The 14,491-nt window shown below is 33.5% G+C and carries 11 protein-coding genes; 6 read left to right on the plus strand and 5 right to left on the minus strand.

What is annotated here, in order from left to right:
• Positions 1-4: 4 nt before the first annotated feature.
• On the plus strand, positions 5-994 hold the full coding sequence (locus H601_RS0106970) for a class I SAM-dependent methyltransferase (RefSeq protein ID WP_156900363.1): 990 nt from the start codon (positions 5-7) through the stop codon (positions 992-994).
• Here the strand turns inward: H601_RS0106970 and H601_RS0106975 are convergent.
• The 3 genes from H601_RS0106975 to H601_RS0106985 are packed head-to-tail and all read right to left on the minus strand — an operon-like array spanning position 980 to position 3,570.
• A complete protein-coding gene (locus H601_RS0106975; RefSeq protein WP_026710836.1) occupies positions 980-1,942 on the minus strand; it encodes a glycosyltransferase family 2 protein in 963 nt (320 codons plus the stop codon). The two genes, H601_RS0106970 and H601_RS0106975, sit on opposite strands and share 15 nt — an antisense overlap.
• A gap of 4 nt (positions 1,943-1,946) precedes the next feature.
• Positions 1,947-2,825, minus strand: a complete 879-nt coding sequence (locus H601_RS0106980; RefSeq protein ID WP_026710837.1) for a glycosyltransferase family 2 protein — start codon at positions 2,823-2,825, stop codon at positions 1,947-1,949.
• A gap of 1 nt (position 2,826) precedes the next feature.
• On the minus strand, positions 2,827-3,570 hold the full coding sequence (locus tag H601_RS0106985; RefSeq protein WP_026710838.1) for a glycosyltransferase family 2 protein: 744 nt from the start codon (positions 3,568-3,570) through the stop codon (positions 2,827-2,829).
• Between the two features lie 82 nt (positions 3,571-3,652).
• On the opposite strand from H601_RS0106985, the gene H601_RS0106990 reads away from it, so the two are divergent.
• Complete coding sequence (locus H601_RS0106990) at positions 3,653-4,900, plus strand: glycosyltransferase family protein (RefSeq protein ID WP_026710839.1); 1,248 nt, start codon at positions 3,653-3,655, stop codon at positions 4,898-4,900.
• Here the strand turns inward: H601_RS0106990 and H601_RS0106995 are convergent.
• The gene (locus H601_RS0106995; RefSeq protein ID WP_026710840.1) at positions 4,869-5,552 is read right to left on the minus strand and encodes a cell division ATP-binding protein FtsE; all 684 of its coding nucleotides are present in this window, start codon (positions 5,550-5,552) and stop codon (positions 4,869-4,871) included. The two genes, H601_RS0106990 and H601_RS0106995, sit on opposite strands and share 32 nt — an antisense overlap.
• A gap of 253 nt (positions 5,553-5,805) precedes the next feature.
• Between H601_RS0106995 and H601_RS0107000 the strand changes: the two genes are divergently transcribed.
• The 4 genes from H601_RS0107000 to asnB all read left to right on the plus strand — a co-directional run bounded on the left by H601_RS0107000 (position 5,806) and on the right by asnB (position 12,996).
• Positions 5,806-8,820 (plus strand): tetratricopeptide repeat protein, encoded by a 3,015-nt coding sequence (locus H601_RS0107000; protein ID WP_026710841.1) that lies wholly within the window; start codon positions 5,806-5,808, stop codon positions 8,818-8,820.
• 12 nt (positions 8,821-8,832) lie between these two features.
• Positions 8,833-10,599 (plus strand): TonB-dependent receptor, encoded by a 1,767-nt coding sequence (locus H601_RS0107005; protein ID WP_026710842.1) that lies wholly within the window; start codon positions 8,833-8,835, stop codon positions 10,597-10,599.
• A 155-nt stretch (positions 10,600-10,754) separates the two neighbouring features.
• Complete coding sequence (locus H601_RS0107010) at positions 10,755-11,198, plus strand: hypothetical protein (protein ID WP_026710843.1); 444 nt, start codon at positions 10,755-10,757, stop codon at positions 11,196-11,198.
• 175 nt (positions 11,199-11,373) lie between these two features.
• Complete coding sequence (gene asnB / locus H601_RS0107015; protein ID WP_026710844.1) at positions 11,374-12,996, plus strand: asparagine synthase B; 1,623 nt, start codon at positions 11,374-11,376, stop codon at positions 12,994-12,996.
• A gap of 167 nt (positions 12,997-13,163) precedes the next feature.
• Here asnB and H601_RS0107020 read toward each other — a convergent pair.
• Positions 13,164-14,491 (minus strand): DUF4397 domain-containing protein (locus tag H601_RS0107020; RefSeq protein WP_026710845.1); only part of this gene is annotated, 1,328 nt, incomplete at its 5' end.

The raw sequence follows: 14,491 nt of genomic DNA on the forward strand, positions 1-14,491 counted from the left end.
CGAAATGGAAAATGAAACCTCTTTAGTTTCTGTGGGAGACTTCCTTGATGTTTACTATAAAGTGAAACAAAAAGGATTTCTGCAATTGGCTTCTCTTTTCAATTTAACTAAAAACAAACGGGTTTCAGCAAAGTGGAATCAGTACCAATCTTCCTCCGATTTTTGGATTATTCCGGCATTACAACAGTATTGGAATAACTTAATTTCAGGCAATCCGGAAGTGAGTTATGAATCATACGTTATTCAAAAATATTTGCATAACAAAACCAATTTATCCCTATTATCCATTGGTTGTGGAGAAGGAAGACACGAACGCAAATTTGCCGTTTCCGGACTATTTTCAAAAGTAATCGGGGTAGATATTTCTAACGAAAGAATTGAAAGAGCCACACAAACTGCATTAGAAAACAACCTGAATATTGAGTATGTAGCCGGTGATTTTCACCAAATGATTGTTGAAAAGGAATCATTTGACGTTATTTTATTCGATTCGAGTTTACATCATTTCAATGACATCAATGGGTTTTTAAAAAAAGAAATTTTCCCTCTATTAAAAACAGAAGGAATTTTAGTAGCGAATGAATTTTGTGGCCCAAATCGCTTGCAATGGAAAAAAGAGCAACTTGATTTTGCGAACGAATTGCTAAAAGAACTCCCCAAAAAATATAAAACACGCATCGATGGCAAATCCGTTAAACGTAAAGTATATCGCCCGGGATTAATTCGGATGTTATTGGTCGATCCTTCTGAAGCTCCTGATTCTGCTCATTTAAAAAAAGCTTTGCAAGCCAATTTTAAAGTCTTGGAAGAAAAAAATATGGGTTGGAATATTTTACATATCCTTTTGAAAGGAATCGCTCATAATTTTTTAAATAATGACGAAGAGACAAATCAATTACTTGCTTATTTAATTAAAAAGGAAGAAGAGTTTATTGAAAGAGTAGGTGATGCCGATAGTATTTTTGGTGTTTACAAAAAATCAAGACTTGAATAAGCGGGTGTAAAAATTGAAATACATTTTGTTGGAGTTCAATAAACGTCCAAATACGAAAAGTCTTTTCAATATAAAAGTGGGCAACTTCAACAATATTCTACTTTTCATAGGGCAGTTTTCCATCGCAATGGCGGAATAATAAAAAGCAAAGTTTTTTTCATCACCTGCTAGTTTATGTTTTAAGGCATAAACAACCCGGTACAAATCTAAAAATTTCTTAAGGGAAGGATTTACTTTTTCTTGCTGATAAAACTTATCTAAACGGGTAAAGTTTCGTTTGGTGGTAGCACTGAAACTTATTTTGTTTTGAGCCGTCATATTATACCGGGCAGAAATTTCAGTAGAAAAAGCCACCGGAAAATCTATAGCTATTCGAATCCATAAATCAGTGTCTTCTCCTGCACCAAGGGTAATTGTTTCATCAAAATTACCAATTTTATCAAAAATAACTTTTGGGACAGCTACCGCACTAGTCCAGGCCAATCGATAGGTCATACTTGATTTAAAAAAATCTTTTACTATTCCTCTCCAATTTTCAGTCGGAATGTCATCAAAAACAGGTTGAATGATTTTTTTATCCGAATAATAAAATTGGTAATTAGTGGCTAATAATCCGGCTTCAGGAAAATTTTGGTATAATTGAAATACGGATTGTAAATGATTCGGAAACCAATAATCATCTGCATCCAAAAAAGCAACTAACTTTCCTTTTGATTCACTAATTCCTAAATTTCTTGCTTGTGAAACGCCTCTGTTTTCTGTAGAAATTAAGCGTAATCGTTCATCAGAAAAACGTTTTACTTTTTCTTCACTTTTATCAGTTGAACCATCATTGATAACAAGTACTTCATAATCCGTAAACGATTGTTGAAAAACACTTTTTAAGGTTTTTTCAATCGCTTTTTCTTTGTTATAAAGCGGAATGATGATGGAATAAAAAGGTTGCATTTATTTATTTAACTGAGCAAATATAACCTAAACGATATAAATCAAAATAGAATAGATTCGGGTTTTTACTCAATATGTTTCTTTTTAAAAATTGTTCAAAAATGTTGAAAATTATTTTTGTTACTAGAATTAATCTGTATTTTTTTATTTTTTTATAATGGGATAGCAATGGATTCAACTGTTCAATGTCTATTTTGTCTGATAAAAATCGCTTTCTGGAAATAACACTTTGTAGCGATTTTTCGAAAAAAATCTCATTATTTTCTAATCCAAGATGGAAAATAGCATTATCAATATGATGAATTGGAATTTTTCTTGAAAATAGTTGATAGGAAAAGTAAATGTCCATGCCATAGAATTTCTCTTTTTCATCATAATTTAACTCTAAAAACATCTTTTTTTGAATCATCATATTACCTGAAAAAACATATTGATATGGCTTTTTAGATCTAAATTCTGCTGATTTTTCTTCTCTTTCTTTACCGTATTTATATCGTAATATTTTTGATGATTCCGGTTGTTTTTTTTCATATCGATAGCCACCAAAAACAACAGTATTTGGTTGAATAACATTAATATAATGCTGAATAAAAACAGAAGAAACAGGTATTACATCGGCATCTAAAAATAATAACCAGTCATATTTTGCTTGTTCGGCCAATCGTTGTCGCGTTCCTGTCCGTCCAATATTGGATTGATTAACATTATAAATACAGTTGGATAATGTTGAAATTGCTTGATTTTCAATATGGTATTGATTGTCAGAATGGTCATCTAAACAAATAATTTCAAAAGGAATTTGTGCCTCTAAGCATTGATGGTGCACTTTTTTTATAAGTGCAAGAATTGAATAATTATATGTCGGAATTAAAATAGATATCATATTAACGTTTTAACATCCCATATTTAAGAATACACCAAATCGCTCTGAAACCATCTTTCCAGTTGATTTTTTTACCTTCTTCATACGTTCGACCATAATAGGAAATACCCACTTCATATATGCGAATCCTTTTGATACGTGCAATCTTTTGAGTGACTTCGGGTTCAAAACCAAATCGTTTTTCTTTTAATGTCAACGATTTTAACATCCTAGCGTCAAATAATTTATAACAGGTTTCCATGTCAGTTAAGTTCAAATTGCTGAACATATTCGATAAAAAAGTCAAAAATCGATTACCAATGGTATGCCAAAAAAATAAAATGCGATGCGGTTTACCGCCCATAAATCGAGAGCCATACACTACATCGGCAAAACCGTCTAAAACAGGTTTTAATAGAATAGCAAATTCTCTAGGGTCATATTCTAAATCGGCATCTTGAACAATAATATAATCTCCCGTTGCATTAGAAATTCCAGTGTGAATGGCGGCACCTTTTCCACTGTTTTTTGGATGTTTAAAGTAGAGAAGAGGACAATCTGGAAATTGCTTTTGATAGTTGATGATTTGTTGTTCAGTATCATCAGAAGAAGCATCGTTCACTACAATCATCTCTTTTACCATCTTTTCAGGAAGTTCAACAACTCTCACTTTATCCAACAAAAGTGAAATTGTTCTTCCTTCATTGAAAGCCGGAATAATGATAGATAACTTTTTTGGAACGTTGTTTTCTTCTATATAAATCAAAATAATGCCTATTTTTGGTTTTTATTTTACTTGGGCAATTTAGCTTTTTTATGCTAAATCAGAACGTATTTACAGTATAATTATGCAACTTTTTGTAAAAAAGTATTTCTATCATTTAGGTTTGCTTGCCATTGGATTAGGATGGTTATTACTTTTAATTCATTGGCTATCGATTGATGCCCAAACAATTATTTTTCCGGATGCGGGTGATTATAATGTTTCTGCTACTAATTTGTATCACCATTTTCGCGGGCATTGTTATCGACCCATGTTAATGGCTGCTATTTACGGATTTCCATTGCTTTTTGGGGCAACCGCTTTTGATTTATATACAATTGCTATCTACATCAATATCGTATTATGGTTAGCAACAATACACATTCTATTTGAAATTGTAAAAAAATATGTTTCCTTACAAATAGCATTTTTAATTTCACTAGTTTTTATTTTTTTCATTAGCAATGCACTGTTCAACTTCCATTTATTGGCAGAAACTCCTTTTCTTTTTTTCCTGCTTTTGGGAGTTTATTTTCTTCAAAAATACCAGCAAAAAAAGAAAGTTACTTATTTAATTGTTGCTTTATCAATTATCGTTTTAAGCATGTTGATTAAACCGGCAAGTAAGTTTTTTGCTATACTAATGTTAGTGTATTTTTTGCGAATTGTTTACCAAAATTATAAACAAAAAATCATGCTTGTGCTTTATGGTTCAATAACTCTTTGTTTTGTGCAAGCTGCCGGATTAAAATATCAATTTGGAGATTTTACAATAAGTTACATTGATAGTGTTACCTTTCATAATTATCTTTTTTCGAAAGCTGATTGTTATCGTAACGGAATTGTATATGAACAGATTGGTAATCCAAGAGCAGAACTTCTATTCACAAAAAAGGCTCATGAGCAAAAACAAATTGCTAATCAAGACATTAAAGAACAAATATTAAACAATAAAGTTAATTTATTAAAAGCCTATTTTCATAATTTTTTATGGAATACGGCATCAGGAAATATGGTAATCAATGCCTATCATAATGCGAAACAAAAAGAAAACTTTGAACGAAATCAAATCGTTTTATATTGGATTTCTAAGTACCAAAACAGATGCATGACCTTATTGGGAATTTTAATCAGTTTATGGACTCTTTTAAAAGTAGGTCGAAAAGATGTTATGTTACTTTTCACAGCCATTTTAGTGCTCTATATCATTGGTATTTCTGGAATATCAAGTGATCAAGGTGACCGTTTTCATTTGATTACTTATCCATTTACATTAATATTAATAGCCAATTATCTAAAAACTAAACCGTTCTTTGTACCACCTCAAAAATAGTGCTGTCTTCACATTTCAAGGTTTTAGAAGGGAATTTCATAATCAACGCATAATCATGTGTCGCCATGATAATGGTTTTACCGTTTTGATTGATTTTTCGAAGTACTTCCATTACTTCCACACTGGTTTGTGGGTCAAGGTTTCCGGTGGGTTCATCGGCTAAGATTACCTCAGGATCATTTAATAATGCTCTTGCAATAGCTACACGCTGTTGTTCACCTCCTGAAAGCTGGTGGGGCATTTTGTGCAACATTGATTTCATACCCACTTTTTCAAGTACTTCATCAATTTTGTTTTTCATTTCAGCTTTATCGTTCCATCCTGTTGCTTTTAAAACAAATTCTAAATTGTCAAAAACACTTCTGTCGGGCAACAATTTAAAGTCTTGAAATACAACGCCAATTTTTCTTCTTAAATAGGGAATATCTTTCTCTTTTAGTTTTTTTAAATCATATCCGGCAATCATTCCTTCTCCATCAGTAAGTTTAATATCTGCATATAAAACTTTCATAAAACTACTTTTTCCCGTTCCTGTTTTTCCAATAATGTAAATAAAATCACCTTGATTTACTTCAATTGAAATGTTTTTCAACACCATATTTTGGTCTTGATAAATAGTAACGTTGGATAAGGAAGCAATGGATGTTGACATGGATATAGATTTAAACCGTAAAAGTAATAACTAATGTAAGGTTTTCAAAATTTAATTTTTTAAACATTTTTTCAAAAAAAGAAAAGAGGTAGAAAAAGGCACATTTTTTGACCACAATTTACCGTTAAACGTTTAGCGTTAAATTTCAGGAACACAAAAAATGTTTACAACCTTGTTCATAATAAACGCAAACCTTACTTCGTTACTACCTTAAGCAAACTATAAATTTGTAAATAATTAAATTGTAAAACCCATGCAAAAACGAAATTGGTTATTTTTAGTCTTTGGTTTGTTTTTTGGACTTCAAATGAGGGCTCAAAAAACAGAAATTTACACTCATGATTTAAAAGAATACAATCGTGCGTTAGAATTATATCAGGAAAAACAATACCTCTCCGCACAAATCATTTTCAAAAAAGTAGCTGATGAAAATCCTTCATCTGAAATACAATCGGATTGTGCGTATTATGTGGCCAATTGTGCCATTCGTTTGAATCAATCCAATGCTGATTTGTTGATGGAACAATTTGTAACCGATTATCCAACCAGTTCTAAACACAATCAAGCCTTCATAGAAGTGGCTCATTATTATTTTGACGAAGGAAAATATCCGCAAGCCCTACAATGGTTTGAAAAAGTAGATGAAAGTAATTTAACACAGGGCGAAAGAGAACGTTTCAATTTTCAGAAAGGATATGCTAATTTTAGTGGAGGCAAGAAAAAAGAAGCAACAAGTTATTTCAATAAAGTTGTTAATTCTAAAGAGTTTGGTGCTCAAGCCAAATATTATTTGGGATACATGTCCTATGAAAAAGACGATTACAAAGTTGCCAACGAGTATTTTGATCAGGTAGAAGGCGAACAGAAATACAAAGAAAAAATGTCGTATTACCAAGCCGACATGAATTTTAAGTTGGGTAATTTTCAAAAAGCCATTGATTTAGGTCAAGCTGCCATGGCAAAAAGTGATGCAATGGAAAAATCAGAATTGAACAAAATTATTGGCGAGAGTTATTTCAACTTAAAACAATACGATAAAGCTATTCCTTATCTAAAAGAATACAAAGGCAAAAAAGGGAAGTGGAGCAATACCGATTTCTACCTTTTTGGTTATTCGTATTATAAACAAGGGGATTATGAAAATGCCATCAATCAATTCAATAAAATTATTAGCGGTAACGACAGCGTTGCCCAAAATGCCTATTATCACTTAGGAGAAAGTTACTTAAAAACCGATAAAAAACAACAAGCCTTGAATGCGTTTAAAAATGCTTCTGAAATGGATTTTGACCTTAAAATCCAAGAAGATGCTTATTTGAATTATGCTAAATTGAGTTATGAAATAGGTAATTCCTATCAAACTATTCCGGGAGTTTTATCGGCTTTCTTAGAAAAATATCCCAACAATCCAAACAAATTAGAAATTGAAAATTTACTGATTAACTCTTTCATTACATCAAAAAATTACAAAGGAGCATTGGATTTAATTGAAAAAAACAAAAGTTATACTAACAAAAAAATCTATCAAAAAGTTACGTTTTATCGCGGCCTTGAATTGTACAACGACGGCGATTTAGTAGAAGCTCAAAAAATGTTTAAGAAATCATTGGCTGAACCTCTTGACCAAAAATTTGCCGCCAGAGCTACTTTTTGGAAAGGTGAAATTGAATATACTACTGACAATTTCAAAGACGCAAGTTTAACTTTTAAACAGTTTTTGAATTTTGCGGAAGCAAAAGATACACCGGAATTTAAGAACATTCATTACAATACCGGTTATGCTCATTTTAAATTAAAAGAATATGAGCAAGCCGCTACCCATTTTCAACAGCACATTGATGCCAATAAACAAGACAAAGTGCGATTAAACGACAGTTATTTAAGAATGGGTGACAGTTATTTTGTTTCAGCAAAATATTGGCCGGCAATGGAAGCTTACAACAAAGCCATTGAAATGAAAGGAATTGATGCCGATTATGCAGCCTATCAAAAAGCGTTAAGTTATGGTTTTGTAAACCGTGCCGATAAAAAAATTGAAGATTTGACTACTTTTTTAAAGAATTTTCCAAAATCACAATACCGTGACGATGTGTTGTTTGAACTAGGAAATACCTACACCAACGAAAACAAAACTGATTTAGCCATCAAAACCTATGACCAGTTGATTAGTGAATACAAAAATGGTTCGTTTACGGCAAAATCTATCCTTCGTCAAGGGTTGATTTATTATAACGACAACAAATCGCAGTTGGCCATTTCAAAATTCAAAAAAGTAGCAGCAGATTTTCCCGGCACTCCGGAAGCATTAGAAGCTGTAGCTACCGCTCGTCAAATCTATGTGGATACCGGCAATGTAAACGAGTATGCTGATTGGGTGAAAACATTGAACTATGTTGAAGTGTCCGATGTAGAATTAGACAATACCACTTATGAATCCGCTGAAAAGCAATATTTACAAAACAATCCAAAAGGAGCAATTACCGGATTTAGTAATTATGTAACACGCTTTCCAAAAGGGGTTCATGCTTTAAAAGCGAATTTTTACCTAGCTCAATTGTATTTTGCAGATGGTTTGGAAACCAATTCTATTCCACATTATGAAATGGTAATAGCTCAATCTAAAAACGAATATACTGAGCAAAGTTTAGCTCGTTTGTGTGAAATATATTTGAAAAAGAAAGAGTACGCAAAAGCAATTCCGGTCCTGAAACGATTAGAAACAGAAGCAGATTTTCCTCAAAATATCACGTTTGCTCAATCCAACTTAATGAAAGCCTATTACGAGCAACAGGATTACAGCAATGCTGTTTTATATGCCGAAAAAGTATTGGCTAATCCAAAAGTGGACGACCGAATTAAAAGTGATGCTCAAATTATTATTGCTCGTTCTGCCATCAAAACAAATGATGAAGTAAAAGCAAAAGCTGCCTATGCAAAATTACAAAGCATGGCAAAAGGAGAATTAGCGGCAGAAGCTTTGTACTATGATGCTTATTTCAAAAATAAAGAAGGGAAATATGATGCTTCGAATACTGTTGTTCAAAAGTTAGCTAAAGACTATTCGGGTTACAAATATTTTAGTGCTAAAGGGCTAACCTTAATGGCCAAAAATTTCTATGCATTAAAAGATAGTTTTCAAGCGACATATATTTTAGAAAGTGTTATTGAAAACTTTAAAGAATATAAAGATGTGGTAGAAGAAGCTCAAACAGAATTAGCTAAAATCAAGGGAGAAGAATCAAAACGCAATTCATCTATTCAAAATTAAACCGATACAGATATGAACAAGTTACATCAATATAAATTAGCCATATTATTCATTTTGTTTGCCTATTCAATCGTAATGGCACAGAAGAAAGATGAAAATATCGGAACCGAAGTAGTAAATGTGGTAAAACCGTATTCAGCATCTATTTCTGATGCCTTTAAGGTAAAAGAAACGCCCGTAACCGATGATGAAGAAAGTTTAAAAAAGGAAGAAATTAACTATACTATTTTTTCCTTTCCGGTGGCATCTACGTTTACTCCCGCAAAAGGGAAAGCAGCCGGTGTGGATAAACCTAAAAAAGAAAAATTGTTTTCCAATTATGCTACTTTAGGATTCGGAAATTATGGTCGTATAATCGGTGAATTGTTTGTAACCGAACAATTGAGCAAATCAGATTATGTGGGCGGAATGTTGCGTCATCATTCTTCTCAAGGGGGAATTAAAGAGGTGGTGTTGGATGATAAATTTTACAATACATCATTAGACCTCACTTATGGAAGTCAGATGAGAGATTTCAATTGGAATGCTGATTTAGGTTATCAACATCAAGTTTACAATTGGTATGGTATAAACCAAGATTTCTTTCAACAAGACGAATTGTTTTACAGTAAAATTGATCCATCACATACGTACCACAATTTTTACCTTGCCGGTAAAATAGGCTTTGAAGACAGCTTTTTCAGAAAAGCAGAAGTAAAATTCAATCGCTTTTGGGATAATTTTGATTCAGCCGAAAACCGATTTTATATGAAACCCTCTTTTGCAATAGATGTGATGGAAACTACGGTTAATACAAACGTTATCGTTGATTATGTTTCAGGAAGTTTTGAAAGCGATTATTTTAATTTTGCTGGAATGAAATACGGATTTACTAATTTCGGATTAAATCCATCTGTAAAATTAAACAGTGATGATTGGGCATTTGATTTAGGCTTGTCTTTGTTTTACAGTGCCGATTTAGAAAACAGTAACAGCAAGTTTTTTATCTATCCAAACATAACCGCTTCTTATAAATTAGTGGGTGATTTAATGATATTTTATGCAGGAGCAGATGGAAATTTACAACAAAATACCTATCGCGATTTTACCAATGAAAACCCATTTTTAGCTCCGAATTTAGTAATTGCCCCAACCAGTAAACAGTTTGATATTTTTGCCGGTTTAAAAGGAAAATTAGCCGGAAATATCAGTTATAATGTAAGAGGTTCGTATGTTAATGAAAATGATAGAGCTTTTTTTACAGGACTTTCATTTCTTGAACCAATAGATCCTAATCAGCTTGATGAAATTGAGCCGTATGAATTAGGAAATTCTTTTTCAGTATATTATGATGATTTAAAAACATTGAGCTTTTTTGGAGAAGTAAAAGCAGATTTATCTAAAAATATTTCAGCGGGTATAAATGGAAAGTTTAGTAGCTTTTCACCAAAACTTTCAGACGATGCTTTGAACCTTCCTGCAATTGAGTTAGGTGCAAATGTTGATTTTACAATTACTGAAAAATGGTTTGGTGGAATGAATATGTTTTTTGTTGGAGAAAGAAAAGATAGAAAAACGATTATCACAGATATTAATAATCCAATCTTTTCAGAGGTTAGAACAATTACGTTGGATAGTTATTTAGATATGAATGCCAATGTGGGCTACAAATTCAATGAACGATTGACTTTATTCTTAAAAGGGAACAATTTATTCAATCAAGCCTATGAGCGTTGGATGAATTTCCCTGCTCAACAAATTCAAGTGGTGTTAGGAGCCAATTACAAGTTTGATTTTTAATTTTTTCGTAACCACCAAGCACACAAAGATTTTTACTAAGTCCGCAAAGTAGTTACCCTTGCGGACTTTTTTCAACCATAGCACTTTAACCTTTGTCCCTTAGAACCTCAGTCCCTTAGAACCTCAGCCCCTCAGCACCTCAGCTCCTCCATAAAATGAAACAAAAAATTACTCATCACTATTCCATTTTTCTCCAACATAAAATCGACTCCCTTCGTCAAATGATTGCAGATTTAACTTTAGATGCTCAAAATGACGCAAAAGGTTCAGCAGGTGACAAACACGAAACAGCACTTTCGATGATGCAATTGGAACAAGAAAAATTATCCAATAAAGTAAAAGAATATATAGAACTTAAATCCACGTTCGAAAGTATTTCATTTGACAAGAAAACAACTAAAATCGGAATTGGAAGTTTAGTAAAACTCAATGATTTCTATGTGTTACTTTCCGTTAGCTTGCCAAAAACGGAAATAGATGGTTTTTCAATTTGGGCCATTTCTCCTCAAGCTCCATTGGCTCAAATCTTACTTAACAAGCAAAAAGGCGATCAATTTTCCTTTAATGCAACTCATTACGAAGTGATTTCAGTAGAGTAGTGGGTTTTAATTTTCTAGTTGGTAGCTTTTTTATTTTTATTAAAGTTATAAATAATTATTAAATTATTATTTTTAATATAAATTTGTAATCAATATTTATTGTTTTATTTAATAATTAAAACATATATTCGATTTTTGCTTCATCAAAATTATTATAATTAAAAGCAAAAATAATATGTGTGGAATATTAGCCATAATCGGAAAAGGAAAAGACGAAGCAGCCGTTCAGGAATTATCACAAAGAATGTCTCATCGCGGACCGGATGAACGGGATGTGCATGTAACAGAAAAAGGGCATTATTTGGCTCATGAACGTTTATCAATCATTGATTTGCATACCGGAAAACAACCTATTCAAGGAACTTCAACGGCTTGGATGGTACATAACGGTGAAATTTATAACCATAAAGAATTGAGAAACGGAATTTTGATGGATCATTCCTTTAGAACTACCTCTGATTCTGAAGTAATCGTCCATCTGTATGAAAAATTCGGATATGATTTTTGCAATTATTTAGATGGTATGTTTGCCTTTGTGGTAATTGATGGAGATGATTACATTGCCGGTAGAGATCCACTAGGCGTAAAACCATTGTATTATGGTATTGACGAAAGAGGGAGAATGTATTTTGCCTCTGAAATGAAAGCGATTGCCGATCAATGTAAAACGTTTTCTACTTTTCCTCCCGGCCATTATTACACACCTGATACGGGTTTTGTAAAATACTACCAACCAAAATGGGAAGATGAGACTTTAGCCTTTGAAGAATTAGACTTAAAAGCCATTCGTGAAACACTATCAGAAAGCGTACGTAAACGTTTAATGAGTGATGTGCCAATTGGCGTATTACTTTCTGGAGGATTGGATTCATCGTTAACTTCATCTATAGCAGCCAGATACATGAAAGATTTGGGCAAACCATTACACTCGTTTTCGATTGGTTTAGATGCAGATGCACCTGATGCAAAAGCAGCAAAAAAAGTAGCGGATTTTTTAGGAACGGAACATCACGAAATTCATTTTACAATAGAACAAGGAATTGAAATTTTGGATAAATTAATATGGCACTTGGAAACGTATGATGTAACGTCGGTTAGAGCCAGTACCCCCATGTATTTCTTATCCAAAGCCATTACGGAAAGAGGAATCAAAGTTGTGCTTTCAGGAGAAGGAGCCGACGAAATTTTTGGAGGCTACCTATACTTTAGAAACGCTCCTTCCGTAATGGATTTTCAAAAAGAAACCATTGAAAGAGTACAAAAGCTATTTACTGCAGATTTGTTGAGAGCAGATAAATCTACGATGGCACACGGTTTAGAAGCTAGAGTTCCGTTTTTAGATAAGGCTTTCTTAGAGTTAGCCATCAAAATAAAACCGGAAGAAAAAATGCCACAAACCTATCAAGGAGTGGAAAAATATATTTTGAGAAAAGCTTTTGATACTCCAGAACATCCGTATTTGCCGGAGGAAGTGTTGTGGCGTCAAAAAGAACAATTCTCTGATGGAGTAGGCTATAATTGGATTGATACGTTAATTGAATATTGTGCTTCACAAGTAACCGATGAAGAATTTGAAAAAGCAGCCGAGTTATTCCCATATAATACACCGGCTACAAAAGAAGCTTTCTTTTACAGAAGCATTTTTCATAAACATTTCCCGCAAACCGCAGCGGCTCAAACCGTTCGTAAATGGATTCCGAAATGGCAAGAAAACCAAGACCCAAGTGGTCGAGCAAATGCAGCTCACGTAAAAGCAGATACTGCAATTGCAAGCTTAAAAGTGGATATCCCGGCATAAAAGATTTTTTGGAAGTTTAGTTTGTTTGTTTAAAGGCGTGCTCCTTCGGGAGGACGCTTTTTCAGTTTAACAGAATAGTTAAAATTTTTAAACTTATTCATAAAAAAATAGGCCGTCATTGCTGACAGCCTACTTTTCCATAAGAGGAAAGGGGAAGGGGTGAACAATTAATTTTTAATAAATTTCTGTTCAAATGGTACGTTATCAACAGAAGCTTTTATAATATACATGCCACTGTTTAAATCTCTAATATCAATAGTATTTGGGGAATTTATTACTTTAATTTTTCTTCCGCTTAAGTCAAAAATAGTTGCTTCAAATTTTTCATAAACGGTAGGTAAACTCAATTGTATCATTTCCGTTGCAGGATTAGGATACAAACGAATTAATGACATATCAATATCACGCACACTCAATGGTATCTGAGGTAGAGGAATTAAATTTCCACCATCTGCAAAAGCTACCCATAATCCAAATGCAGGACCAGCACTGTTTTGAGAAGGATCTAAGAATCCACTTGCTACAACCGTAATAGCTTGACCGGCTGTACCTAACGTTTGTAAAGGAGCTTGATAAGAAGCTACAGTAACCGTTCCGGTTGCATCACGCACATCAAGTGTAAAGTCTAAGGTTGGCAATTCTAAATAACCGGCAAAATTTGGATACGATAAATCATTCACAATCGTTCCGGCTGGTACAGAAGTTTCAACCACATCTACAGTTGGAGCATCTGGCGAACCATGATTAACCAATACATCAGTGTTAGTAGCTACAGTAGCCGCTTCACGTCCTTGAGCAAATACAGAAAGTGCAAAGTTAGGAGCAGTTGAATAGCCTGTTGGCGATACAATACCATTAGCAATAGCAATATAGGTTTCACCCTCAGCTAAAGTAGTAGTCAAATTATATAAACTCTCAGCAACAGAAGTACTGTTACCTGGAGCCACATCTATACTCAACGCCACACCGGCAGGTACATCCACAAATGGAGTAGCCGTTCTAAAAGCAAAGTCATCTAATAATATTTCACCGTTTACATATACGTCAACTGTTGTAGCCGCTAAATCCGGTGAATTGTGAATCACTTGTAAACGTGCAGTTGGTGTTTCAACCAATGGTAGCGGAATCAAATCCCCACCGGCTGCAGTAGCTACCCATAATCCAAAAGCAGGACCATCACTGTTTTGAGAAGGATCTAAGAATCCACTTGCTACAACCGTAATAGCTTGACCGGCTGTTCCTAAGGTTTGTAAAGGAGCTTGATAAGAAGCTACAGTTACTGTTCCGGTTGCATCACGCACATCAAGTGTAAAGTCTAAAGTGGGTAATTCTAAATAACCGGCAAAATTTGGATACGATAAATCATTCACAATGGTTCCCGCAGGTACAGAAGTTTCAACTACATCCACAGTTGGAGCATCTGGCGAACCATGATTAACCAATACATCTGTGTTAGTCGCAACAGTAGCCGCTTCACGTCCTTGAGCAAATATAG

It is taken from the genome of Flavobacterium filum DSM 17961 (genome assembly GCF_000425465.1).
Lineage (GTDB): Bacteria > Bacteroidota > Bacteroidia > Flavobacteriales > Flavobacteriaceae > Flavobacterium > Flavobacterium filum.